Consider the following 26,092-nt stretch of genomic DNA (forward strand, 5'->3'; position numbering starts at 1 on the left):
GGATCCAGGCCACAATGGCTGATTTTGCATACAGAAACCGAGCGTTATGTATACGATTTTGCTATCGATAGGTGAAACCGGAGTAGGTGAATGAATACTGAACATTGTCTCCAGGCCGCGCCAGCGCTGCAGGACAAAGATGAAACCATTTATCAGGCGTTGATGACGGCGATTGTCGAGCATCAGCTGCCGCCGGGCAGCAAATTGCCGGAGGAGGCGTTGTCCGACGTTTTTGCCGTGAGCCGCACCGGCATCCGTAAGGTGCTGCAACGACTCGCCGCTGTGCAAATGGTTAGCCTGAAGCCCAAACGTGGTGCATATGTCGCCAGCCCGACGGTGGAAGAGGCGCAGGCTATCTTCCGCACGCGCGCGCTGCTGGAGGTCGCCAACCTTCCCGATATTATCGCCCGCTGTCGGGCGCCCCATCTGGCGGCACTGGAGCGCATTATTCAGCTGGAACAGCAGGTGCATGAGGCTTACGACGGCCCGGCGGCGATTCGCTATTCCGCCGATTTTCATATTCAGCTGCAGGCGATCTCGGGCAATTCGGTTATCACCGACATGGTGACGCGTCTTTGCCAGCGTTCTTCCCTGGTCATCGCCACCTGGGGCGCGCCGTGGCGGCAGGGGTGCCGTTGCGACGATCATCAGCAGTTGGTCGGTTTGTTGCGGGATAAAGCGCTGCAGCCTCTGAGCGACGCCCTGATGCGCCATTTTGATCATATTGTCGCCAGCCTGCGCTTTGAGCGCGATGGCGTCAGCCTGCCCGATTTTTCCCGGCTGTTCGCCGGTTACAAGGAGCCGTGATGTCTTCTGTTTGCATACAGGTTATCAACCCCAACACCAGTCAGGCGATGACCGACACCATCGCCGCCGCCGCGCGCACCGCCGCCGCGCCGGGCACCGAGATCCTGGCGGTGTGTCCGCGCGACGGGGTGCCGTCCATTGAAGGGCACTTTGACGAAGCCATCGCGGCGATCGGCGTGCTGGAACAGGTGAGGGCGGGGCGACGGCAGGGCGTTGACGGTCATGTGATCGCCTGTTTCGGCGATCCGGGATTGCTGGCCGCGCGCGAGCTGGCGCAGGGGCCGGTGATCGGCATTGCGGAAGCGGCGATGCATATGGCGTCGATGGTGGCGACCCGTTTTTCGATCGTCACCACGTTACCGCGCACGCTGATTATCGCCCGCCACCTGCTGCATCAGTACGGTTTTCATCAGCATTGCGCGGCGCTGCACGCCATTGACTTGCCGGTGCTGGCGCTGGAGGACGGCAGCGGGCTGGCGCAGGAGAAAGTGCGCGAGCGCTGCATCCGCGCTCTGAAAGAGGATGGCTGCGGGGCGATTGTGCTCGGCTGCGGCGGAATGGCGACGCTGGCGCAGGAACTGACCCGCGAGCTGCGGGCGCCGGTGATTGATGGCGTCAGCGCGGCGGTAAAAATGGTGGAGTCGCTGGTGGCGTTGGGGTTATCGACCAGCAAACAAGGGGACTTGGCCTATCCCGAAACCAAAGCGTTAAGTGGTCAATTTCAGTCGTTAAATCTATTTTAAAGGGATGAAGAATGGTCATTGTCGATGAGAATTACCCCCGTGACCTGCGAGGCTACGCCGGAGATCCGCCGCACGCGCGCTGGCCGGGCAACGCGCGGATTGCCGTGCAGTTTGTGCTCAATTACGAGGAGGGTGCGGAGAATCATGTGCTGCATGGCGATGCGGGATCGGAACAGTTTCTCTCCGATATTATCGGCGCCGCCAGCTATCCGGCGCGCCATATGTCGATGGATTCGCTGTACGAATACGGCAGCCGGGCGGGCTTTTGGCGGATCCACCGCGAGTTCAGCCGGCGTGGCCTGCCGTTGACGGTCTTCGGCGTGGCGATGGCGCTGGCGCGCCAGCCGGAGATTGTCGCGGCGATCAAAGCGGCGAAATACGATGTGGTCAGCCATGGTTGGCGCTGGATCCATTATCAACATATGGATATCGCTGAGGAGCGTGAGCATATGCAAAAAGCGGTGCAAGTGCTGGCCGACCTGTTCGGCAAAGCGCCTACCGGCTGGTATACCGGGCGCGATAGCCCCAACACTCGGCAACTGGTCGTGGAGCAGGGCGGTTTTGATTATGACAGCGATTATTACGGCGATGATTTGCCGTTCTGGAGCGAAGTGGCGTGCGGCGACGGCAGCCGTCGGCCGCACCTGATCGTTCCTTACACGCTGGACGCCAACGACATGCGTTTTGCCACCGCTCAGGGGTTTAATACCGCCGAGCAATTTTACACCTATCTGAAAGACAGCTTCGACGTGCTGTACGCTGAGGGCGAGGAGGCGCCGAAGATGATGTCGGTGGGGATGCACTGTCGTCTGCTGGGCAGGCCGGGGCGTTTTCGCGCGCTGCAGCGTTTTCTCGATTATATCCAGCAACACGAACGGGTGTGGGTCTGTACGCGGCAGCAGATAGCGGACCACTGGCGCGAGACCCATCCGTACCCGGGAACATGACGCATGCCTGGCGGCGCTGTGTCGGTTCCACTGCGCAGCGTGTTTTCATATGGCCAATAACGCTGCCGCTCAGCTCGCTCCAGTGCTTTGATGGATCGACAGAGCGGCCGTAGGGCAAACGACCCGCCGCCAATTGAACCTTCGTTTATTTTGCCGCGTTACAATAGGTGAAAATTTCCCCATGGAGCCTATCGTGCGCAAATCCAGATTCTTTCTCGTGACCTTGCTGTGCCTGTGCGGCGCCGCCGTGCTGTACGTCATGGCTTACCGGGCATTGGGGCATTACCTCAGCGACGGGGAGAAGGCCTACCCGGACATCACCGTTGAAATCCGCTGAGGGCCGTGCGCCGCCGCGGTGATTGCGCCGATTTTTTCGCACTGATTTACCCGCCATTTACCCGCCGTCGGCAATGATGACGCTGCGTCTCCACACTGTGTGATTCTCTTGGGCGGAATGCGGTTATGTCACTGCAACAGGTATCGAATGTTTCTTTGAGCAATAACGGCTTAAAAGGCATCGGTTACAAACATTACGCGTTGGCGATCGTGGCGTTTTCGGCGATCGTGCGGTTTATTTCCTTAACGGATCGGTATTTTTGGTGCGACGAGGCCTCCAGCGTGCTGACCAGCCGCTATGATGTGGGCGCTTTGCTGTACCATGCTTCCTTCGATGTTCACCCGCCGCTTTATTACCTGCTGCTGCATGGCTGGATGGTGCTGTTTGGCGACGGCATTATGGCGGCCCGCGCGCTGAGCCTGGTGTTCGGCGTGATGACGGTGGCGCTGGCGATGCGTTTTACCCGTTGGTTGGCCAACGAGCGGGCGGCGCTGACCGCGGGATGGCTGATGGCGATCATGCCGATGGCGGTGCGTTACAGCCAGGAGGCGCGCATGTATGCGCTGATGGGGCTGTTGGCGATCGCCGCCGCCATGGCGCTGGCGAAGTGGCTGAAAACGCCGGATAGCCGCCGCTATCTGGCGCTGTATGCGCTGTTGATGACGCTGAGCTTTTATACTCACTACTTCACGATTTTCACGCTGATCGCGCACTGGCTGGTGGTGTTGGCGCTGTCGTGCCGCCGCGAAGGCGAGTATTACATTAGGCAGCCGGCGTGGTGGGTGGCCAATGCGGCGATTGGAGTGGCCTATATTCCCTGGCTGCTGGTGCTGCTCAATCTGCTGGCGCATATTGCCGAACTGCGGGTCGGCGGCGACGTCGGTTGGATCCCTCAGGTTGCCTGGAGCGATCTGCCGGCGATGTATTGGCGTTTTCTCACCGGGCATGATGGCAGCAACTATCCCACGATCATTCTCTGGCTGCTGCCGGCGATGTTTGTCGCCTTATGTTCACTGCTGCTGTGGCGGCGCCAGATGCCGAGAAAATATGCGCTGCTGCTGCTCGGCGGCATGCTGATCCCGGTGACGTTGGTATTCGCCATTTCCTGGCGTTCGCCGCTGTTTGTCGATCGCTACCTTTATTCCGCCGCGCTCGGCATTCCGCTGGTATTGGGCGTGCTGATCGCCGGTACGAAAAGCCGGGTGCGCGGGATCTCTTTGCTGCTGTTCTTCAGCCTGCTGTTCGGCTGCGGCGTGCGCAACGACTATCCGGTCGAGAAAGATGAATTCAAGGTGATGGTGCACTACATCAACAGTAACTATCAGCCCAACGATGCGGTGGTGGTCAGCAACATGTTCAACTACCTGAGCTATGTGTATTACAACAAGAAGGGCTATCGCGCCTTGCTGTATACCCCCGCCAGGCCCAACGGCATTTCGGGCAAGCCCAATGCCTATGGTTTCGGCACTTTTTTCCACGATCGGGCGGCGCAGACCTACGTCGATAACCTCAGCGCGTTAGCGAAAGGCCATCGCCGGGTCTGGCTGGTCAGCGGCGGGGATTTCAATCAGGACTTTGGCCGTTCGCCGCCGGGGTGGGTCAATACCGGCACCTTCAAAAGCGGCGGTTTCGAGTCGAGGCTATTCGTGGTGCGCGACGCCAGATAGCCGGATAAATGCCCCAAATCTCGGAAGCCCCCACACACCGAAACTTTTTCACCGCTACCGGTGTGTGGGAGGCGCTTAGAGGCCGACAATCCGGGCGGGAACGCCCACTGCCGTGGCCGATGGCGGAATGTCCTTGAGCACAACGGCGCCGGCGGCAACACAGCAACTGTCGCCGATTCGCACATTACCCAATATTTTGGCTCCGGCGCCGATAACGACGCTATTACCCACCTTGGGATGGCGATCGCCGCCGGCTTTTCCTGTTCCTCCCAGCGTCACCGAATGCAGCAGGGAGACGTTGTCGCCCACCGTTGCCGTTTCACCGATGACAATCGCGTGAGCATGGTCGAGCATGATGCCTTTGCCCAGCTTGGCGGCCGGATGGATATCGATACAGAAGAGTTCTGATACCCGACTTTGGATGTGATAGGCCATTTCACGTTGCTGATGCCGATACAGCGCATGTGAGATGCGATAGGCTTGCAATGCGATAAACCCCTTGAAGAAAAAAAATATCTGTACCGTACTGTGGCAGGCGGGATCGCGTTCGTAAACCGCGCGCATGTCCGCCAGCGCGGCGTCGACAATGTCGGGCGCACGTTGCAGCGTTTGTTCAACAACGTTTCTCAGGCTCGTCGCATCGATATCGTCATTGGCCAGTTTCAAGGCCAGGCGGTTTGCGAGCGCCTCGTTGAAGGTGGCATGCTGCAATACTCCTTGCTGCAGGAGTTTGCTCATCGCCCCTTCTCTTTCGGCCAAGGCTTTTGCCTCTTGCCGGAGCTGTACCCAAAAGGGGTCGGAGACCGTCAGGTTCGGGAAAATGGCATAGTTCATCAATCGCATCTTTTTTCCTCGTCGCGTTATAGCGATAAAACGCCCGGCAAACGCCGGGCGTTTTTCATCAGTTTACCGTGGGCAGCCCCATGCACTCCGCCAGGTCATCAAGGGCCTGATACAGGGCATCGATATCAGCCGTCGTGTTGTATAGATAGGCGGATGCTCGCAGGATCTCTCCACCGGCCAGGGTGCTAACGAAAGGTTGCGCGCACAGATAACCGCTGCGGCACATGATGCCGTAGGCGTCGCTGAGCAAGCGGGCGATTTCTCCGACCGAAACGCAGTCCGAGAACTTGAAGGCGCCTATGGCATGGCGGTTTTCACCGTCGGCGGGGCCGATAAGTTTGAGGTAAGGGCGAGAGGCCGCCCCGGAAAGCAGCGCGTTGACCAAACCTTTGTCGTGTTCACGCCGCGCCGTCTCATCGAAGCCGGCTAACAGACGAAAAGTCGCGCCGGCGCCGATGACGGAAGCAATCGCCGGCGTGCCGGCCTCGAGATGATAGGGCGCCCGACGATTGACCTGGCCATCGGCATCCACCCAGTCAACCGTACCGCCACCGAATTGCAGCGGTTTAAGTGCATCGAGGCGATGTTGGTTCGCGTACAAAAAGCCCAACCCGGTTGGGCCCAGCATTTTGTGTGCGGAGAAGGCGACAAAGTCGGCGCCCAGCGTGTGGAGGTTGAGACGGCCGTGCGGGAGAGACTGTGCGGCGTCCAGCACAATAACGGCATCGCTTTGTGTGCGGATCATCGCGATCATCTGCTCAATGGGATGCACAACGCCGGTGACATTGGAGCAGTGCGTCAGGGCGACCACTTTCGGCCGTTGCGCGAGCAGCGTCTGGAAATGATCCAAATCGATCCTGCCCTGATCATCGGTTTGGATGAACCTCAGGGTGGCTACTTGTCGCCAAGGCAATAGTTGGGAATGATGTGAATCGACACCAGCGATAACCAGATCCGATTTTCTCAGCGCCAATCCTTGCGCCACGATGTTCAGCGCATGGGTCGTATTGTGGGTAAACACGACTTCGTTAGCCTGTGCGCTGACGTAGTCCGCTACTGCGAGGCGCGCGGCTTCATAGGCATTGGAGGCTTCATCGGAGAGACGGTGTTTGCCGCGATGGATATTGGCGCCGTTCTGGCTGTAATACTCCGTTACGGCGTCAATCATGACGCGCGGCTTTAGGGTAGTCGCGGCGCTGTCGAGATAGTTGAGAGGCCGTCCGTCTATTTCCTGCATCAGCGCAGGGAACTGACTGCGGTCAATAAAATGATTCGTCATGGATGAGATGCCCCGTTATATCTTGAAATGCAGGATTGGAATTTTCCGCTGCGTTCGCAGGCGATGTAATCCACGGCTTCGAAAATGATGTCGCGGGTTTGGCAAAGTGCGCTGATGCGCTGTTGCAATGCGAGTAGCTCAGACGATGATGCTTGATTGAGGATATAGCGAAAACGAAGATTCCCGAGCTCGTCTTGTTCCAACTTATATAAATCGATCGCTGGGCAATCGGCCACCGCCAGATCGACCTCGGCAGGCGTCACTATCGCCCCGTTTTTACCGATGACGTTGTGGGTGGCGCGCCCTTCGATGTTGACCACCGGCAAAGTGGCGCCACAGGTGCAGGGTTCCGACGATAGACGGTACAGGTCGCCGGTGGCGTAACGAATGCGCGGTAGCAAGCTGTCATCAATGGTGGAAATGACCAACTCGCCGACTTCATCCAAGGCCGATTCCTGCTCCCCGCTTAAAAACTCCAGGAAAAAATCTTGGTTGTTGATGTGCAAACAACCGTGGTGGCATTCGAAACCGAGGTAACCCAGTTCCGACATGCCCAGCATGTTGCCGATTGGCGTTTCGTCACCGAAGAAGCGCCGAATTTGACGTCGTGCAACCTGCGTCAAATGGGTATAGCCACAAACGATATGCAGCTTGTTGGTGGTGACGATAGTGCGTCCCAACTTGTCGGCCTCTCGAGTTAAAAAAGCTAAATGCGTCGGGTCCACCACCAAAATTTCCGGATCGTAGGCGGCGATTTCGTCCAGCGCCTGCTTGATCATCCTGGCGGGGGTCGCCAATAAGTCGTGAGCGACAGGCAAGACCAGCGTGCCGTCGGCCAGCGTGCGTTCCGCCATGGTTGTCAGGCCGATGCCGCACTCTACGTCAGAGCAGTTAGGTGGGGCATAGCGGCAAATGCGCGGCCGGGCACCAGGGCGCCACAGTGCGTTGAAGTTTGCATTGACGCCCATACTGGTGGCCTGTCGTCGCGCCAGGTCATAGGAAAGGATCGCGCTGTTCAAACGCTCTCCTGAGGTCCCAGAACTTTGAAAGCGCATCACATGCGGCCCGGTCAGTGTAAATCCGGCAGCTAGCACCCCTGACGGATAGTTGCGTCGATAGTGCATTTTGCGTGTGACGGGGATGCGTTTAAAGTCCGCCAGGGTTTTAATGTCGTCGGGCCGTAGGCCCGACGCTGCCATGTGAGCTTTAAAAAATTTCACATTTTCATAAGCGTACGCCACTTCACGACGTACATCTTTAAATGAACCTGATTCGCTCATGTCATTGCCACCATGATGTTGCGCGGCGGCGTAAATGGTCGCCGGCCGTGGGAAATGGTTTCGTTATCCAAAATCAGAATGTCGCCCTGTTCCCAGTCGAACAGGATTTCTTCTTGTTGATAGGCTTGTCGAATCAGCGTCAGGTCGGTTGACGGGATAGGACTGCCGTCGCCAAACAGGGCATTGCGCGGCAGCTCATGCTCGGCGAATTCGCGTCTTAACTCACGTTCCGCCTCCACCGGCAGATTGCTGATATGGAACAGATGCGCCTGATTAAACCAGATCCCCGCCCCCGTTCGCGGGTGGGCAAGGGTCGCCTGACAAATTTGGCGTGTGCGCAGGCGTCCTTCCCCCAACCATTGGCATTGGATGTCGTTCGCTTGGCAATACGCCTCAACCTCCGCCTGATTTTCCGTTTGGAATACCTGCTGCCAGCTGAGATCCAAACCTTGTCCAAAATTGCGCACGTACATCACGCCATGGGCTTCAAAACGCGCGCGCAGGTCTTCCGGCAGGCGTTCATAGACCCCCTGACTGTCGGCAAGCGGAGTCTGCCCTTGATCGCCTGGTTTGACGGCGCAGTGGAAGAACAGCCGCTTGGGCCAACTGCGGGTGTAGGACATCTCATTGTGTTGGGGAATATGCTGGTCGGCCGGATACTCGGTCGAGGTGTATATCCCTTCGCTGATATTGCTGCGCGGCGTAGAGCGGTGGGTGTATCCCAACAATGCGCCTGCCGACGTTTGCACAAAGGCGCGAAAAGCCGCGACATCCGCGACCTTGAAGCCACGCAGCAAAACGGCGCCAGATTCGGCTAACAGACTGGCGATATAATCCCAGCTGTTTTGCCCCCACTCAGGGGCGGATAGGTTGGCTAGCGCCGGGCGCAGCATGACACCTTTAGCGCCGGCATGGGTCAGTGGTGACGCGGTGACCAGACTGGTGACGGATACGCCTTGGCTCTGGCGCCGTCGGGCGAATAAACCGCTTGCTGTTTCGTTCATTTTGCCAGTTCCTGAGAGTGTCGTTGTTCATCAATGTTGCGGCTGAGGCCGGCTACGGTCGCATCCATAAAAACGCTGCGCAGATTGAACGGAATATCGAAGGTGGAACGGATTTGAGCGACCAACTTTGTGGCGATTAGCGAATGCCCACCGATATCAAAGAAGTCGTCGTGTATGCCTACACGGTTGGCCAGCAGCAACTCCTGGAAAATGGCCGCGACACTTTTTTCCGTTTCGCTTTGCGGCGCGACATAGTCATCGGCGTTGGCGGCGATAAGCGTATCCGGCGCCGGTAGCATGCGGTGATCGACTTTGCCGTTGTGGTTTAACGGGAAGCGGGAGAGCGACACGATTTGAGAGGGGATCATGAAATCCGGCAGGTAAGCGGCGAGATGCTCACGCAGCCAATCGGCATTGCCGTTGTCGCCGCTTTGCAGAACCACGTAAGCCAACAGATGTGCACTGCCGGATTCGCCTTGTTCAACGACGCAGCTGTCCAAAACCTCCGCATGTTTGCGCAGCGTGCTTTCTATTTCGGCCGGTTCTACCCGGAATCCGCGGATTTTCAACTGACGGTCGATACGGCCAAGAAACTCCAGGCTGCCATCGGGAAGCCTGCGAACTTTATCCCCTGAACGGTAAAGCCGGGCATTGGATCGCGGGCTCCAGGGATCGGCGATAAAGCGGGGACGCTGATCTTCAGCGCTTTGCACATAGCCGCAAGCGACCGTCTCGCCGCCAATATATAACTCACCCGCGACGCCCACGGGAAGCAATGCACCATGCGGGTCGACGACATAGCAGCGGGCATGCGGCAAGGGGGTACCGAGGGGAACGGTGGAAGCCAGCCTGGCGTATTTATCCGACGCTACCTGCTGCGCAATGGCGCCCACGCAGGTTTCGGTTGGCCCATAATGATTGTAGATGCGACAACCGTTCGCAAAATCGTTGAACAGGCGCCACATCCCCCAACTTAACACCTCACCCCCCAGCAATAAGGCCTTGCCAGGCATCAGGCGCGCCGGCGTGTCCGCCAGCGCGAATAAAGATGCCATATGAGAAGGGGTCAATTTGAGGACGTCATACTCGCTTTGCTCCATATAGCGAATTTGCTCCTGAATATCCTCGGCGTGCGTGAAAGGTGAGATGTCGATGCAGCCACCGGTGACCAGTGCGGGGAACAGGGTGGTATTACCCAAGTCGGTGGTGATGGGGCCAATGGAGAGATAGGTGAGCGCTGCGCCCAGTTCCGCACGCTCAATAATGCCGGACACATAGTTCTGCAATTGATGATGAGCGATCTTGACGCCTTTCGGCTCTCCGGTAGAGCCGGAGGTGTAGAGCACATAAGCGAGGTTGTCGGCAGACGCGGTGAATGGCAGCGCGGAGTCATCCAGCACGCTAATGTCATTCCACTGCTCATCCAGCGCCATCACGGGGAGGGTGAGCTGCGCCTGGCGGTGTTGCGCTTGAGCGACAAGCATCAGTGCCGGCCTGGTTTGCTTCAGGATGATCTCCACCCGCTGCTGGGGCAGTTGAGGGTCGAGAGGGACATAACAGGCTCCGGCTTTGTGGATGGCGATGATAGCCGCCAGCGCCAGATCGCTGCGCTCAAGCATCAGGCCGACCGCTGCGCCCTGTTCCACCCCATTGTTCAGCAAATGGCGAGCCAACTGATTGGTGAAGGCATCCAGCTCGGCATAGCGCCAAATTCGCGAGTTGTACTTTAACGCCGGCGCATCGGGAGTCTGCGACGCCTGGCGGCTGAAAGTATGGTACCAACAACCGAGGGCCGGCGATGACGACAACGCGTTATGGGTGTTTTCAATCAGAATGCGTGTTTCATCGTCAGTCATAAGCGGAAAGCGATCGAGCATGGCCTGTGGTGTCTTGAGCAGCGCCTGCAGCGTGGCGCGGAACGCCTGCTCAATCGTTGCGATCCCTGCCGTATCGAAGACGCCTTGCTGTATCTGCAACACAAGGTGGAGGCGTTCACCGGCATTCACCTGCAGAGATAATCTGCAGTGTTCCGGTACAGGGATGGCGGTACGGTTTTCCCAATGTAGCAGGGGTGTTTCGATTGCCGACGCCGCATTGAAGAATTGATAGCCGATCTCGCTGGCTGAATGAACATCACCCGGCTGGCGGCCGTCTTGCTGCTCGCTCAGTCGCAGTGCTTGCTGACAATGTTCAGCGAACTGCAGCAACGTCATGTCAGCGTTGGGCTGCGCGATCGTATGCACTGCATATTCGAACCGACCCAGAGCCTGTTGAAGTTCCGCAAAAGGGCGGCCGGCCAGGTTCGTGCTGAGCACAAAGCGGTCGGGATATTCCGCTATGCGCCATAACGCAGCACTCCAACAAGCGTAAAGCAGAGCGCGCAGAGACAAGGCGTTTTCTGTTGCCAGCGCTTGTAGCTGAGATTGTGTTTCCATCGTCAGCGTTATGGGGCGGCATTGCCAATCCTGGCTGTCGGACTTGAATTCGAGAGGCAGACGCAAAGAAGGGATGGGCTCGACATGAGTAACGGTAGTTTGCGGGGGAAATCCTCGCGCTGCCATTGGGCAAAGTCGACGTATTGTACAATGGGGGACGACGTACCAGCCTCACCGGCATAGAGGCGACTCAGCGCCACCATCATCGCGTCGGCGGAGGCATAGTCCAGGCTGGCGGTGGGCAGTGAAATCACCAGCGTATGCCGGTCGGCTGTTATGCGGTAAAGCGCGGCTTTGAGAGGCCGTTCTCTGGCCGTGAGACTTGCGCATGCCGATGCCGCTTCTTCCTCGTTGAACGGGTTAACGTCCGAAGGCTCACCGTCAGCCATAATCAGCTCGGGCTGATAGGGATCATTGATGACCATCAGCACATCGCTGTTTTCTCCCAATACGTTTCTGAACGACGTTCGCAAAATCTCATGTTCATTAATCAGCGTGGACAAGGCCGCGATTAAACGGTTGGGGTCCAAAGCTCCTGACAGAGAATACGTTGCGCTGAAATATTGCGGGCTATTTCGGGTAGTTTGCTTAATCAGCTGTTGCTGCTGAAAAGACAGGGGAAACCCTTCCCAGTTATTCTCTGGTAATGCCATGTTTTCTGCAGTTTTCATGTTTTTTATTACCCGTTAATGGTTTTGTTCCAAATGGACAAGTGTTTTTCACCCAGATATTCCGCGACTAACTCCCAAAACATGCCGTATTCCGCCGGCAGATTTAGGCAGGTGTGATATTTCTGCGTAGGGGTGTGCGCCAATACGTCCGCCAGCTTTAAAGCTAACAATGCTTGGAAATGACTTACTGAAACGTTGAGCGTTTGGCCGTTCCTGCGATCCTTCAAACAAGGTTGCCCTTCCGGTTTGAGGATATTACGGAAACTTTTACTCAATGATTCGTAACTCATGACGGAGAAGTGATAAACCAGCTGCTCGGCGTTTTCACCGATACTGGCTCTGACAATTTCCCTTTGAGATGACGGAATGTCACCAATCTCATCGGTATGTAATCCCTGTGTGCCATATGCGCCGTGAAATAATCCGGATAAGCATATCGTCTCGTCACATTCCATTTCCCTGAGAAGATGGTGTGTTCGTATTAAATGATTCATTAGTGGCTCATCTAAATGAGCCACTTTATGTGCGCCCAACTTCACCAGCTGCGGCTGGTATTGCGCGATAAGCTTGGCATCTGCATCCATCATTTTTTCCTGTCAATAAGATCAGTCGTTGGCGGTGATTCGTTGTTTTCTTTGTTGCATTAGGCGTTGTCGGCCAGAGAGCCGCTGTTCGGTTGCCTGAGATGCGCCCGTTGCATCGTTCTCTATGTTGCCGGCCAGCCATTCGGCGAGGCTGCGCAAAGTGGTGTACTGAAAGAGCGTGACGATGGGGATCGTGCGGTTCAACGCGTTCTCCAGCGTTCTGTGTGTCCTTATCAAGCTGGCGGAGTTGCCGCCGAGATCAAAAAAGTTATCCGTAGCGTTCAGGGCCTCGCAGTTAAGTTCGTGCTTCCAGATATCGGCGATCGTCGTCTCATAGTGCCCTGTCGGGGGGGCGTGCCGATCGCCGCCGCCGTTCAGCGTTATTGGCTCCGGAAGCCGCTGCTTATCCAGTTTGCCGTTGGCGGTTAAAGGAAATGCTGACAGACAGGTGAATACGGCGGGGATCATGTATTCGGGTAATTTGGTGCGCAGATTGGCGCGCAGCCGTGCAATCGCCTCCTGATTGTGTTCCTCGCTGACGATATAGGCGCACAGCCAGAGGCGATGACGTTCACCTTTAATCACGACACAAGCGCCGTTTATTCCGGGGTGCGTGAGTAGCGCAGCTTCGATTTCGCCCGTTTCAATGCGGTATCCATTGATTTTTATCTGCGTATCTTGCCGTCCCAGGAATTCGATGGTGCCATCCGGAAAGAATCGGGCTCTATCGCCGGTTCGATACATTCTGGCGGTTGGCGTCAGGCCATATGGATCGGGCAGATAACTGCGCGCCGTTTTCTCTTGATCGCCGAAGTAACCTTCGGCCAATACCTCGCCGCCGATAAACAGATCGCCCTCGACCGCGATGGGAACGGGCTGCAGTTGCTTATCCAGTATGTAGTAGCGAGCATTTTGAATCGGTTTGCCGTAAGGGATGCTGCTTTGCTCCGGCGCTACCCGCTCGATGATAAAGAAGTTGGACCAAATGACGGCTTCAGTGGCGCCGCCCAAGCCAACCAGCTGCAGGTTGGGGAACGTCTTACGCAGCTTGTCCGGCAGCGATACGGGGATCCAGTCGCCGGACAAGAAGGCCAGGCGTAATGATGGAATCGGGTACGGCGGGAAATAGGGTTCGCATTGATCGAGCGCGATGGGCGCTGAGTTCCAGAAGGTGATGCCCTCTGCACAGACGATGTTGGCCAGTGTACTCGGATCCTTGGTTTCGTCTCGGCCGGCGAGGCGAATCGTTCCGCCTGCCGCAAGCATTCCCAGCAGATCGTAGACGGACAGGTCGAAGGCCAGTGACGTGACGAACAGCGACTTGTCGCTGGCGTTCACGGTGAAGGTCTTGTTTACCCACTCGATCAGATTGATTACCGGTTTATGCCTGACGGCGACCGCCTTGGGATCGCCGGTCGTTCCTGATGTAAAGATGATGTAAGCCAGTGCGTCCGATGTGATGCGGCTCTCCACGGGAGTCGAAGGCCAGGAGTGGTCCTCGCTTATCGCGACGTGCACGTGCGCCAACGAGGTGGACGCTTGTGCGATCAAGGTGGCGGCGGTATCGGCAAACAGCGCGTCAGTTGCGATACCGGTGATGCCGGCGATACGGATCATCGCTTGAAAACGAGCTGGAGGGCTGGCGGGATCGAAAGGCACATAAACACAGCCCGCTTTCAGAATAGCCAACATGGCGATGACCATCGCCGGGCTGCGATCGCACAGGATAGCGATGCGTGCGCCGGCGTCGAATCCCTGGGCCAGCAAGTAATGGGCCAAACGATTGGCACGCGTATCCAATTCAGCGTAACTCATCGCATTCCGCGCATTACATAGCGCGATGTGGTGAGGTGCCTGACTGGCTTGTGCTTCGAACAGCTGATGCACCAGCCGATCGCCGGCATAATCGCATTGCGTGGCGTTCCAGCCGTCGAGCATGTTGTGGCGCTCATCGTCAGAGAGCAAAGGCAGGGCATTGACGACGGTTTCATCGTTTGCGAGCGCTGCACTCATCAGCGTGAACCAATGGCCGATCAGGCGCTGAACCGCAGCATCGGTAAAGCGTTCCGTGTCGTATTCGAGATTCAGCTCAAGGCCGCCGTTGCTGAGACGGAAAAAGAAGCCCAGGCTGAAACGGCTGGTCAACAAGTCGATGGGCAGGTGGCTGGAGCCGGTATCCCTCATCGTCCACAGCGGCTGTTCTTGCTGCAGCGATAGCATGACGTTGAGCGCCGGCGTGCCATTGGCGGTGCGTAGCCCTTTGACGTTATCGAGCACCGTTTCATAAGGAACCTGGCCGAACTGCATGGCTTCCTGGGTACGTTGCCTGGCCTGACGCAATAATTCACCGACGCGCGGCTGGTGCCGCATATCGCCGCGCAAAATAACCGTATTGACGAAATTACCGATGGTTGCGGCAAAATCGTGGTTGTTTCGCGTTTGCAGTGGTGCGGTCAGCAGGACATCGTCGGTATCCGCCAGGCGTCCCAAATAAGCCCAAGTCAGCGCCAGCAACCCGTGGAACACAGAGACTTCGTGTCGGCGGCAAAGTTGAGAAAGCGCGATGAATTTATCTTCTGGAATGGGGACGCTTAACTGGCGACCTTGCCCCCGTTCCTGGCGCGGCAGCGGCCGATCGCAGGGAAGTTGCGGGGCGGCCGGTGGCTCGGCCAGCTGTCGTTGCCAATAAGCCAGAGCCTCGGTTTGCCGGCTTTCACATTGCGTCAGCCAGTGGCAATAGTCCTGGTAACTGAGGGGGGCAGGAGAGGCATCCGAAGCCGTATTCTCATAGGCCGCGGAGAGTTCGGACAGCAAGATGTCCATGGAGCCGTCAACGGCGATGTGGTGCGTCAGCAGCACCACCAGATGCAGGTCTTGCTTGATCTTGAGGGCCAGCACCTTGAACGGGATTTCTTCGGTCAGATCGAACGCCGTGCGAGCGAAGGCGTTCGCGCGGTTCCAGGCCTGTTCCCAGGCTGCTTTTTCATCCCATTCACACAGGTTTTCATGATGAACCACCGGCGGGTAGGTTTGGGCGACGCATTGCTGCAGACCCTGCGCGCCTTCGGCATAGCGCGTACGCAAGATGGTATGTTGCATCACGACTTGTTCCGCTGCGTTGGAAAGACGGCTTATATCCAGTGGCCCCACGATTTGAAAAGCGGCGGGAATGTTGTAACGAGGCGAGCCCGGCAACAGTTTTTCCAGCATCCACATTCTCGATTGCGAGGGCGAACAGGGTGCTTCGAGAGTGGTTTGTCGCGTATGGCCGATGCACGGCGGCGCATCGGCGTTTTTCGTCCATTGTTCAATAAGTCGTGCCTGACGCGAGAGCGTATCGGCAGCCAGGAGCCGTTCTATCGCAAGGTCAGCAGAAAACTGCTTTTTGATCTCATGAGCCAGTCGGGCGAGCAGTAAAGAATGCCCGCCGAGACCGAAGAACGTATCGGTGCGATAGACGTCAGCACAGTCCAGCAGCTGGCGCCAAAGTCCAGCCAACGATAGCTCTGTGGCGCCTTCAGGCGCTTGTCCCGCACGATTTTCATGTTGCGTTCGGCAGTGTCTTAAGGCACCTCTGTCAATTTTTCCGTTAGGCAAACGGGGAAGTTCATCGAAGGCCATCCACTCCGCCGGCAGCATGTAGACCGGCAGTTGGGTTGCCGCCCAGGCGATAATGGCATGACGATCCGCCGGAGAGTGCAGCTCCAGCGCGCAGCGTAAAGATTTGCCCTTGTTCGCTGATTCGACCACCACCACCGCCACTTCTCGCACACCGGGATGCCGACGGAGCACGGCGTCAATCTCACCGATTTCGATACGATGGCCGCGGATCTTGACCTGGTCGTCGCGACGCCCGAGGTAGAGCAGGCGTCCATCTTCAAGCTGCTTGCCATAATCGCCGGTGCGGTACATGCGCGCCCCTTTGGGGCCGGCGGGGTCGGGCAGGAAGGCGTCGTTGAGTTCTGGACGATGGTAGTAACCGCGAGCGACGCCCGGGCCGGCCACGTAGATTTCCCCCGTTTCTCCCGGCGCTACGGCGTTGCCTTCTGCGTCAAGCAGATAACAGCGTCGGCCCGTCAGTGGTGTGCCGATGGTGGGATGCGGGTCTGAGGCCAAGACTTCACCGCCGGTGGAGTAGGTCGTATCTTCCGAGGGACCATAGAGATTAAAGATTTTTGCCGTCGGGCATTGCCGCCTGAGCGTATGCACCAGGTGCATCGGCAGCGGTTCCCCGGCTAAGTTGATAATCGGCAAATGGGATGGCAACTCGCCGATTTTAACCATCTCGTTGATGACCGAAGGTACGGTATTGAACAGCGTAATATCGTCACGCTTGTGCCACTGTAATAACGCCAGGGGATCTGCCAGCATATGCACGCATCCGCCCTGAGTAAGCGGAGCAAAGATTTCAAAGACGGAGAGATCGAAGGTGATCGACGTGCCACAAGCGACCTGCGACAGCTGTTCGTCAGTATAGGTTTGGTGGGCCCAATCGATAAGCGACAGGGCGTTGCCGTGTTCGATCATCACCCCTTTGGGAACGCCGGTGGAACCGGAAGTAAAGATAAAGTAAGCCAGTTGAGTGGCGCAGGTGTTGCGCTGCAGTATGGCTTCGTCGGGGCGCCCGTTTTCGTCGATGAAAACGGGCGTAATGGTGTCGGGCAGCCTGCTCGCTAGCGCCGTTGTTGTAATGACGTATTTGGCCTGGGCGATCTCCAGCAACAGTTCGGTGCGCGCCTGGGGATGCTTGGGGTCGAGCGGCAGATAAGCGCAATCCGCCGCCATGATGCCCAATAAGCTGGCGGGGATATGGCGATCGCGCGGAAGATAGACGCCGACGGCCGTCTCTTTCGCCAGATTAAGCGCGGACAATTGCTGTGCGATGCTCAACGCGGCATGCCGTAAGCATTGATAGTCCATGATGCCGCTTTCGTCGATCACGGCCGGGCGTAGTGGCGTTGCCATCGCCTGATTAAAGACGGCTGCGTGCAGCGTATGGGATTGCGTCTGGTTTTCCGGTCCAATACCTTTCATGCTTTGCATTGTTAACCCTTATTTATTTGCGGCGATTAACCGAAAAGTCCCAAGAGGGCAATTCGTCTGAACAGGCTGATGTTTCATCGACTTTGGGTTGTTGTGCATCGAGATAGCCTTTTATTTCCGGCAAGGTGAGCGTCATGTCCTCAGAAACCTTCTCGATTAACTGCGTAAAGGCGACGGCAACATTTGCGATTACGTCGGGTGTAAACAAGGCGGTGCGGTAATCCAGCCCGCCTTCCATTGCGCCCTGTCTGGTAACCAGCGACAGTTTTATGTCGTGCACGTCCAGCAGAAATTCCGCATCGAGCAAGGTGGCCTTAATGCCTGATAACGTCCATGGCGGGGTCGCTACGTCATGCAAGACGAACCACGAGCGGTAAATCGGCGCCGACTGCGACATTTTTCGCTTCGGTCGCAGCGCGTTGACGATTTGATCGAACGGCAGATCCTGATGCCGGTAGGCATCCAGACAGGTTTGTTTGACGCGCAGGCACAGATCTGCAAAGGCGTCATGGCGTTGGAAGCGAGTGCGGATGGCGAGGCTGTTCACCATAAATCCGATGACGCCGGCGAGTTCGGGACGAGAACGATGGCCTGCTGCCGTTCCCACGACGATGTCGTCTTGTTGACACCACCAATGCAGCAGCAACTGCCAGGCGGTCATATACCCCATGAAAGGCGTGATACCCAGTTTGGCGCAGAGTGCATCGAAGCGTGCAGTGAGCGGCGCGCTTAAATGGAAAGGATGACGCGCGCCGGTAGCGGTCAGACGGTCGGTATCGACAGGCGTCGTCGGCAAAGCCAGCACCGGCAGGTTATCGCCGAGCTGATTGACCCAGTAATCCAATTGAGTGTTAAAGGTCCGGGATGCGCGTTGCGTTTGCTCCCATTGCGCGACGTCAAGGAAATTAAGCCTGTCTGACGATTCGGCTGGCGTCCTCCCTGCGACGAGAGCGTTATATATCTCGCTGATCTCACCCGCCATAATGGCAGTGGACCAGCCATCCCATACGATGTGATGCACGGCGATGATCAGGAGGTGACACTGCGCGGAGAATGCGATGAGGCTGGCTCTGAACATATCGCCGCAACGGGTATCGAACGGGCGCGTCGCCGCGGCAGCAAGTGCGCGCTGCATGTAGCCCTCTCTCTCGTGAGAGGGGATGTCGAACGCCTCTTCCAACTGCAGCTGAAATGAGGTCTCCAGCGACGGGGACATATAAGCGTCGGCCCGATCGTCGAGAATGCGGCATGTCAGCACCGAATGTCTGGCGACAAAGATCCGCAGAGCCTGGGACAAGGCATCCACATTGAGCAAGCCGTTCAGTTCGAAAGGTTCCACCAGGTTGTAGGTGCAGTTTCCCGGATGAAGCTGATCATGGAACCACAGCCGCTGTTGGGCGGAAGAAAGCGGCCAGCGGGACATGGCCGGTACCTTGACAATAGGGGGCAGTTCGTCCTCGGTGCGCTCAGCATCCAGCGCATTCCTGACCGCCTCTGCAATGCCCTGTATGTTGGGCGTTTCAAAGGCGGCGCGAAGCGGGAATGCCGGGGTAAATTCTCGGCGAATTTGGGTCACCAAATCGGTGAGACGGCGTGAGTCAATCCCGGATTTAAACAGATCCTGGGTAACGCTCAGCGCCTCGCCACCCAAAATCTTCTGGCCAAGCCGGCAGAGACGATGCTCGATATCGTCCGCCGGAGCGATAAATTCACCGCTATGGCGTGACAGTTGCGGCGTCGGCAGCTGTGAAATATCGACTTTGCCATTGGCTGACAGCGGCAACGTCGGTAGGATCATAATGACGCTTGGCACCATGTAGTCCGGCAGCTGTTCGGCAAAATGGCGATGGAGCTGCATTTCATCGAGCGTGGCGTCTTGCCTCGGGCAAAGATAGGCGAGCAGCAGTGCTGAGCCGTCCTGGCGGTGAAGGCGAACCACACAGCGATCGACTCCCGGGTGTTTACCGGCGGCGCGCTCTATTTCACCGGTTTCAATACGGAATCCATTGATCTTCAGTTGATTGTCTCTGCGCCCCAAAAACTCGATGGTGCCGTCAGGCAACCAGCGTCCCAGATCGCCGGTTTTGTATAATCGCTCGCCGCTTTGCGGGTAGGTGATAAAGCGCGCTGCGGTTTCTGCGGGATTGTTCAGGTAGCCGGCGGCCAGCCCTTTGCCGGCGATATAAAGTTCGCCCGCAACGCCTTCGGGCCGGTGGCGAAGATGGGTGTCCAAAACATAGAAGCGTTGGTTTGCCAAAGCCTTGCCATAAGGAATGCTGGTCATCGTCGGATCGATATCCTGGATGAGGTGGAAAATGGACCAAATGGCGGCTTCGGTGGCGCCGCCAAGACTGACGCTCAGGGCGTTTGGCATTGCGCGGTGGATTTTCTCCGGTAAAGCAACGTTGATCCAATCGCCGCTCATCATGACCAGCCTGATGCTCGTCAGCGTTGCGTTTTGATTGGCGGACAGATGATTGACCAAGAGTTCAACCAAGGCCGGCACCGAGTTCCAGACGGTGACCCGGTATTTCTGCACGCAGGTTTCCCAGTGCGCAGGATCTTTGGCAAGCTCATCTTTCGGCATCACGATGGCCGCGCCGCGCGCCAGTGGCCCGAAAATGTCGTAAACCGACAGATCGAAAGAGAGTGAGGAAAGCGCCAACACACGGTCGTTCTCGCCGATAGCGAAACGCGAATTGATATCGGTAACGGTGTTAGCGGCGGCGGCATGGGTGACAATGACCCCTTTGGGCTTACCGGTCGTGCCTGAAGTAAAGATAATGTAAGCCGGCGACGCCGCGTCGATCTCGGCATCGCGCCATTCGTCCGTGAATGCGTTCATCGCTTCAGTGATGGGCAGATGCGCGATGGTTGCCGGCCACTCAACGCGCCCGTCGCTGGCGGGCGTCGTCAGTGCGACTCGAATTTCGGCCTCGCTCAAAAGTGCCTGCATGCGCCCCTTCGGTAGCGTCGGGTCGAGTGGAACATAGACGCAACCGGCGCGCAAAATACCCAACACAGCGGCGACTTGTTGCCAGCCTTTTTCTGCGACTACGGCTACGCGTGCACCGGGCTGGAGCGCCTGCTTGGTCAGCGACAGCGCCACATTGGCGGAGATATTCGCCAAATCCGCATAGGTGAGGACGGTTTCCCCCAGGATAGCGGGAGCTGACGGCTTCTTGTTTGCATACGCCAAGAACCCCTGATGCAAGCAACTTTCGTCAAAGGCGACGGCCGTACGATTGGCTTCGGCGATGGCGCCGCTGTTGACGCGTTGAGCCAGAGCGTCGCGCCAATGATTTTCATGCCAGATGGCTTCTTCTTTGGGCAAACGCATAAGCAATGCGCGATAGTCCATAAACATCGCATCAAGCATGTCAGGATCGAAAAGGCCGTCGACCGCATCCCAGTTGATGAGGAGATTGCCTTTTTCTTCGTAAACCTGGCAGTCGAGCCATACGTGTGGCGTTTGCGATATCCCTTCCACCAATTTACCGAGCCGGCTCACAATCGGTTTATCATCGGCGGACGGGAAGATCAGGCTGGTAAAGACATAGGGCATGGTTGGCCGTTCGGCGCTTTTTTCCGCAATGTCTCGCAGCATTTTTACGCCGCTGTACTGCAAGGCAGAAAGATCGTCCCAAAGGCGTTTTTGCGTTTTTTTAGCGCGTTGAGTAAAGGTCTCCTCCTGCCGCAGGTCGGCTTCGAACAGCAGAACCGAGGTGAAATCCCCCATCACCTGATCGATTTGTGGATGCACCTCCAGACGATTGAAAGCCGGCAGGTTCAGGCAAAAATGGGGTGTTTCGCTCCAGTTCGCCAATATCTCCGTATAGGCGGTGAGCAATATGGTGGACGGCGTGAGGCCCTGGTGTGCGGCGGCGTCTTTCAGCTTGCGCCAGACGGCGTGGGGTATCGTCGTTTCCCGGCGAATGAAGCGGCGATGCTCCAGGCTTTGCGGAGCGATTCGCTGCGGCAGGGACGGGGCAGAAGGGAAGGCGTCGGCGCGTTTAAGCCAATAGTCGCGAGCGCGCTGATAGGCGGCGCTGTGTTCCAGGCGCTGTTCGGCCAGCACGTAATCTCTGAACGTGATGGCCACCGGTTCAGGCTGGTAATCGGCGTGGTAATAACGTTCCTCCAGCTCGCGCCAGAATAACGTAATGCTCCAGGCGTCCATAATCAGCAGATCGAAGCTGACGTGCAGCCGTACGGTGCCATCGGGCAATCGCGAGGCGGAAATATCAAACAGCGGCCATTGATCACAGGGCATCAGCTGATGAGATTTCCGCTCCCTGAGCGCCGTTAACTGCGCCACGGCGTCCTTAGGTTTCAACTGACTAAAATCGTTAGTGTCAATGATATATCGGGGGACGTGGGGGAGAACGCGCTGCATGCCGTCGTGCGTCATGACGGCTCTCAGCATATCGTGTTGAGCGATCAAGGCATTGAGTGCCTGTTCTAGACGCGCAAGATCCAGATCGGCGCATTCAAACTCTTCATAGGCATGCGCTGCAACATTGCCCGAGTTATTGCCCGCGTTACGTCCAACCCAATATGCGTGCTGAATATCGGTAAGCGGGAACGGCAAGAATGCCTCGTCCGGACGGATTTCCAAGGCGCTTGCATAAATGCTGGCCAGATCTTCTTCGGGTTGTGCCGCTGCGTCGCGTTGCCCTGCACGGTTCTCCAAAGCGGCGAGCAAGCTTTCCACCGTCGGAAACTCGAGGATGTCACCAGGGCCAAAATGCAACCCCAGCGTACGCGCGCGGTTAGCAATCTGGATGCTGAGAATGGAGTCGCCACCGAGATCGAAGAAATTTTCTTTCGGCTCAATTTGCGCGACTCCCAGCGCTTCGCTCCACAGCAACGTCAGTTTTTCCGCCAGCGTGTTCGCCGGCTTCGCCTGTTCAGGCGCATTTTTGTTGTCGACGGCGCTGATGGCCGGCACCACGTCAGCGGTTTGCGGTTCAGGATCGACCCAGTGACGGGCGCGATCAAAGCGGTAAGTCGGCAGCGGAATTTTGTTGCCCCGCGATGAGTGGGGTATTGCCTGGCCGTAACACCAGCGCTGCTCCTGGATGCGCAGAAGTGACGCCGGGCCACTCAATCCCGTGTGCTCGGGCGAGAGCAACGGGATGGCGTTGACATCTTTGCGGCCGGCGCCAATAGCGCGTGCAGCCTGGCTCAATGAGGTGCCTGGCCCGCACTCGAACAACAGGAAGGCGTGTTGATCGATAAGCGTTGCCAACCCATCGGCAAAACGCACGGTACCACGTAGATGACGCACCCAATAATCCGGGGCCGTCGCCTCTTCATCAGTGATCCATGTTCCGCTGAGATTGGAGATAAAGCGCTGACGCGGCGGTGTCAGGGTGACCTGAGCCAGCACCTCACCAAAAGCCTGCAAGCAAGGTTCCATCATGGCCGAATGGAAAGCATGGGAGGTTTCAAGGGCTCGGCAGCTGATGCCATCGCGCTCCAATGACCGGCGAAACGCGTCCATATCATGGGCGGGGCCGGAGATGACGGTCAATGCCGGCCGATTGACGGCCGCGATGGAGAGGGCGGAGGGTAGCCGAGAGTGCAGGCTTGCCTCATCAGACATGACGGCCAACATCTCGCCGTGATCCATGCTTTGCATCAAGCGACCGCGTGCCGAAACGACCTTGACGGCATCTTCAAGCGTAAAAACGCCGGCGAGGCAGGCTGCGACATATTCGCCGATGCTGTGTCCTATCATGCCTTCGGGGGTCAGGCCGGAAGCCAGCCAATGTTTCGCCAGCGCATATTCGACGGCGAAAATCGCCGGTTGCGAAAGCCAGGTTTGCGCCAGCAATTCGCCAGTGTCCTGCTCCTTGTTGAACAACAGCGAGCGTAAGTCGTGGTCGATAAACGGTTGGAACAGCTGCGCCAGCCGATCGAACTCTTGGGTGAAGATGCCGCCGGTGTGATACAGGTTGGCTCCCATACCCTGATATTGTGTTCCCTGGCCAGGAAACATAAACGCTGTTTTCATCGGCGCGTCGCAGGCTTCTCCGAAGCACGTGGTTTTAGCTCGCTCGGTTTCCAGCTGCGCGATGGCCTCTTCCACACTGTCGGCCGTTATGGCGGCGCGCACGGGAAACGCTTTCCGACCTGTCGCCAACGAATGGGCGACATCGGCGAGAGATACCTCGGTATGGTTGCGCAAATAATGGGCTAGTTGCTGCATTGTCGCGCGCAAGGCGACCTGGCTTTTGGCCGAGAAGCGTAATGCGCAGGTGGCGGGTTCTGCGGCAGGGGAGACGGTGGAAACCGGGGGTTGCTCCATGACGACATGGACATTAGAGCCGCCGATGCCGAAGGCGCTGACTCCCGCCCTGCGTGGCGAGCCTTCTTCCCAGGGCGTTCCTTTACTCGTCACGGTAAACGGGGTACCGGCGAAATGGATGGCGGGGTTTGGCGTCCGGTAATGCAGCGTAGCGGGAATATAACCGTGATAAAGGCTTAGCGCGGTCTTGATAAATCCGGCAATACCGGCACCGGCGTCAAGATGGCCTATGTTGGATTTGACCGAACCTATCTTACAGCTTGCGGCTGGACAATCGTCGCCAAAAGCGGCCGCCAGCGCGGCGATTTCTATCGGATCGCCCAAGCTGGTGGCCGTGCCATGAGTTTCAACGTATCCGATAGTGTCGGGCGTCACGTTGGCAACGGCGTGCGCCATTTGGATAACGCGGGTTTGGCCTTCGACGCTGGGTGCGGCATATCCCACTTTTTGTGCGCCGTCATTGTTGGTCGCAGAGCCGCGGACGATGGCATAAATATGATCCCGATCGTTGATCGCATCATCCAGACGTTTTAACACCACGATCCCGCCGCCATTCCCGCGCACTGTGCCGCTGGCATGTTCGCTGAACGGTTTGCAATGCCCGTCCTGTGAAAGAATGCTGCCCGGTTCATACCGATAGCCTTCTTCAGCCGGGTATTCCAGCGAGATACCACCGGCCAGGGCGATATCACACTCTCCTGCCAGCAGGGACTGGCTTGCAGTGTGTACGGCCAACAACGAACTGGAACAGGCCGATTGAACGACGATGCTTGGGCCTTTCAAATCCAGTTTGTAGGAGATGCGGTTGGCTGCGTAATCCTTGTCATTGCCAATCAGCAATTGCATTTTGCTGGTGGTGGCGCAAAGCTGCCTATTGTTCGCGAGATTATGCAACCAATACCCGCTGGGACCGCTGCTGACATAGACGCCGACGTTTTGTTGGTGGCATGTGGCGGCATAGCCGGCGTTTTCCAACGCTTCCCACGCGCACTCAAGTAGCAGGCGTTGCTGCGGGTCGGTGATCGCCGCTTCTTTTGGCGACATAGCGAAAAATTTTGCATCGAATTGATCGACATCGGTTAGCAGGTAGCCTGCAGGGACGTGCCAGGAACCGTCCGTGGAGGCTTGCGGCGCAAAATCAGCATGCCAGGTAACGGAATCGATCTCCTGACAGAGATTATTCCAGTAAGCGTCAATGTCTCCTGCTCCGGGAAAACGCCCGGCCATTCCTATGACGGCCAGTTCGATGCCGGTAAATTCATTATCGAGAGTTTTTTCAAATTCAGACATGAGTATGATTCCCCAGGGATGTCGGCGGCATGTGCAGCGATAATGTGGCGAGCACTTTTTTCACGTCTTGCAGCCAAATATCTTTTTGTTCGTCAAATAAGAAATGGCCTGCATTAAATTCGCGCCATTCGACGGTATTGGCGGTAACGTCTATCCAGCCGCGAGTCGCCTGGCGATCGATCACCTGGTCGTGCAAGCCGTGGCAAACGTGTATTGGGCATGTCAACGGGGCTTTACCTGTTGGTGCATAGCCGTCACTCGCCTCCAAATCTGCGCGGATGGTTGACAGAAAAAGCTCATAGAATTCCGGTGTCGCGGCATCCTGTGCGTTGATGCCACCTAGTTTGACCAGGCAATCGATCAGCTTTTCCGCCGACATCTGATGCCAGTTTTGTCGTGTTTTGTGATAGTGGGGAGACCTCTGGCTGGCGATCAATAGCGCGTGAACGCAGGCACCATGCTGTTCCAGCCGCGTTGCCATCTCATAGGCCAGCAGGCCGCCGTAGCTGATGCCTGCCAACACCAGCGGCGTATCGAGATAGGGTTTTATACGAGCGAATACGTCATCGGCCACTTGTTCCAGCGTGGAAAAGGCAGGTTCAATAAAACGTTCTTCTCTGCCGGGAATAACAGGAATAAGAATATTGGCATATTCCTGTAATTCGGCATGCCAGGTACGATATCGGCTGGTGCCACCACCGGCATGAGCAAAGCAAATTAAATTTATGGCCGACGGGCGTGATGCAGACAGCTCACGGATAAAATGATTACCCATGCTAGGTCCTTAATTATTTTATGTAAAAAGGGTATGTAGCTGGCGGGCTTTATTCCCGCCGTGATGCTATTTTC

At 57.1% G+C, this 26,092-nt stretch carries 13 protein-coding genes and 2 pseudogenes; 5 read left to right on the top strand and 10 right to left on the bottom strand.

Annotated elements, in window-relative coordinates; all coding sequences use genetic code 11:
- Positions 1–90 precede the first annotated feature (90 nt).
- The 5 genes and pseudogenes from ACORQT_RS05440 (at position 91) to ACORQT_RS05460 (ending at position 4,501) form a co-directional block, all read left to right on the top strand.
- The gene (locus ACORQT_RS05440; RefSeq protein ID WP_033651130.1) at positions 91–807 is read left to right on the top strand and encodes a GntR family transcriptional regulator; all 717 of its coding nucleotides are present in this window, start codon (positions 91–93) and stop codon (positions 805–807) included.
- A pseudogene (locus ACORQT_RS05445) lies at positions 807–1,674 on the top strand (aspartate/glutamate racemase family protein); the annotation flags it as partial. The gene ACORQT_RS05440 and the pseudogene ACORQT_RS05445, both read left to right, overlap by 1 nt.
- A pseudogene (gene puuE, locus ACORQT_RS05450) lies at positions 1,643–2,497 on the top strand (allantoinase PuuE); the annotation flags it as partial. The pseudogenes ACORQT_RS05445 and puuE, both read left to right, overlap by 32 nt.
- A 193-nt stretch (positions 2,498–2,690) precedes the next feature.
- On the top strand, positions 2,691–2,834 hold the full coding sequence (locus tag ACORQT_RS05455; protein WP_162837200.1) for a hypothetical protein: 144 nt from the start codon (positions 2,691–2,693) through the stop codon (positions 2,832–2,834).
- 125 nt (positions 2,835–2,959) lie between these two features.
- Positions 2,960–4,501, top strand: a complete 1,542-nt coding sequence (locus ACORQT_RS05460) for a glycosyltransferase family 39 protein (protein ID WP_042783828.1) — start codon at positions 2,960–2,962, stop codon at positions 4,499–4,501.
- Between the two features lie 75 nt (positions 4,502–4,576).
- Here ACORQT_RS05460 and cysE read toward each other — a convergent pair whose 3' ends face one another.
- From cysE to ACORQT_RS05510, 10 genes are read right to left on the bottom strand one after another with little or no spacing between them, the layout of a single operon-like run.
- On the bottom strand, positions 4,577–5,344 hold the full coding sequence (cysE, locus tag ACORQT_RS05465; RefSeq protein WP_049866655.1) for a serine O-acetyltransferase: 768 nt from the start codon (positions 5,342–5,344) through the stop codon (positions 4,577–4,579).
- A 58-nt stretch (positions 5,345–5,402) separates the two neighbouring features.
- A complete protein-coding gene (locus tag ACORQT_RS05470) occupies positions 5,403–6,623 on the bottom strand; it encodes an aminotransferase class V-fold PLP-dependent enzyme (RefSeq protein WP_042783829.1) in 1,221 nt (406 codons plus the stop codon).
- Positions 6,620–7,903 carry a phenylacetate--CoA ligase family protein gene (locus tag ACORQT_RS05475; RefSeq protein ID WP_042783830.1) on the bottom strand — a complete coding sequence of 428 codons (1,284 nt, stop codon included), beginning with the start codon at positions 7,901–7,903 and terminating at the stop codon, positions 6,620–6,622. Before ACORQT_RS05475 ends, ACORQT_RS05470 begins: the two co-directional genes overlap by 4 nt.
- Positions 7,900–8,907 carry a TauD/TfdA family dioxygenase gene (locus ACORQT_RS05480; RefSeq protein ID WP_042783831.1) on the bottom strand — a complete coding sequence of 336 codons (1,008 nt, stop codon included), beginning with the start codon at positions 8,905–8,907 and terminating at the stop codon, positions 7,900–7,902. The genes ACORQT_RS05475 and ACORQT_RS05480 overlap by 4 nt, the downstream gene beginning before the upstream one ends.
- Positions 8,904–11,468 carry a non-ribosomal peptide synthetase gene (locus ACORQT_RS05485; protein ID WP_444859336.1) on the bottom strand — a complete coding sequence of 855 codons (2,565 nt, stop codon included), beginning with the start codon at positions 11,466–11,468 and terminating at the stop codon, positions 8,904–8,906. Before ACORQT_RS05485 ends, ACORQT_RS05480 begins: the two co-directional genes overlap by 4 nt.
- Complete coding sequence (locus ACORQT_RS05490) at positions 11,351–12,013, bottom strand: condensation domain-containing protein (protein WP_444859337.1); 663 nt, start codon at positions 12,011–12,013, stop codon at positions 11,351–11,353. Before ACORQT_RS05490 ends, ACORQT_RS05485 begins: the two co-directional genes overlap by 118 nt.
- 8 nt (positions 12,014–12,021) lie before the next feature.
- Positions 12,022–12,600 (bottom strand): DUF6817 domain-containing protein, encoded by a 579-nt coding sequence (locus tag ACORQT_RS05495; protein ID WP_049866656.1) that lies wholly within the window; start codon positions 12,598–12,600, stop codon positions 12,022–12,024.
- Between the two features lie 18 nt (positions 12,601–12,618).
- Entirely contained in the window at positions 12,619–17,640 is a 5,022-nt protein-coding gene (locus ACORQT_RS05500) for a non-ribosomal peptide synthetase (RefSeq protein WP_164057843.1), read from the bottom strand.
- Positions 17,641–17,653: 13 nt separating this feature from the next.
- The gene (locus ACORQT_RS05505; RefSeq protein ID WP_164057844.1) at positions 17,654–25,243 is read right to left on the bottom strand and encodes a non-ribosomal peptide synthetase/type I polyketide synthase; all 7,590 of its coding nucleotides are present in this window, start codon (positions 25,241–25,243) and stop codon (positions 17,654–17,656) included.
- Positions 25,236–26,018, bottom strand: coding sequence for a thioesterase II family protein (locus tag ACORQT_RS05510; protein ID WP_071883536.1), 783 nt, complete (start codon positions 26,016–26,018; stop codon positions 25,236–25,238). Before ACORQT_RS05510 ends, ACORQT_RS05505 begins: the two co-directional genes overlap by 8 nt.
- Positions 26,019–26,092 lie beyond the last annotated feature (74 nt).

This window comes from Serratia sp. (in: enterobacteria), assembly GCF_052400455.1.
In the GTDB taxonomy this organism is placed as follows: domain Bacteria; phylum Pseudomonadota; class Gammaproteobacteria; order Enterobacterales; family Enterobacteriaceae; genus Serratia; species Serratia ureilytica.

Coding starts and splice junctions, on each gene's coding strand:
- ACORQT_RS05440 (WP_033651130.1), top strand. CDS start 91: ATGAATACTGAACATTGTCTCCAGGCCGCGCCAGCGCTGCAGGACAAA.
- ACORQT_RS05460 (WP_042783828.1), top strand. CDS start 2,960: ATGTCACTGCAACAGGTATCGAATGTTTCTTTGAGCAATAACGGCTTA.
- cysE (WP_049866655.1), bottom strand. CDS start 5,344: ATGCGATTGATGAACTATGCCATTTTCCCGAACCTGACGGTCTCCGAC.
- ACORQT_RS05470 (WP_042783829.1), bottom strand. CDS start 6,623: ATGACGAATCATTTTATTGACCGCAGTCAGTTCCCTGCGCTGATGCAG.
- ACORQT_RS05475 (WP_042783830.1), bottom strand. CDS start 7,903: ATGAGCGAATCAGGTTCATTTAAAGATGTACGTCGTGAAGTGGCGTAC.
- ACORQT_RS05480 (WP_042783831.1), bottom strand. CDS start 8,907: ATGAACGAAACAGCAAGCGGTTTATTCGCCCGACGGCGCCAGAGCCAA.
- ACORQT_RS05485 (WP_444859336.1), bottom strand. CDS start 11,468: ATGGCAGCGCGAGGATTTCCCCCGCAAACTACCGTTACTCATGTCGAG.
- ACORQT_RS05490 (WP_444859337.1), bottom strand. CDS start 12,013: ATGAAAACTGCAGAAAACATGGCATTACCAGAGAATAACTGGGAAGGG.
- ACORQT_RS05495 (WP_049866656.1), bottom strand. CDS start 12,600: ATGATGGATGCAGATGCCAAGCTTATCGCGCAATACCAGCCGCAGCTG.
- ACORQT_RS05500 (WP_164057843.1), bottom strand. CDS start 17,640: ATGCAAAGCATGAAAGGTATTGGACCGGAAAACCAGACGCAATCCCAT.
- ACORQT_RS05505 (WP_164057844.1), bottom strand. CDS start 25,243: ATGTCTGAATTTGAAAAAACTCTCGATAATGAATTTACCGGCATCGAA.
- ACORQT_RS05510 (WP_071883536.1), bottom strand. CDS start 26,018: ATGGGTAATCATTTTATCCGTGAGCTGTCTGCATCACGCCCGTCGGCC.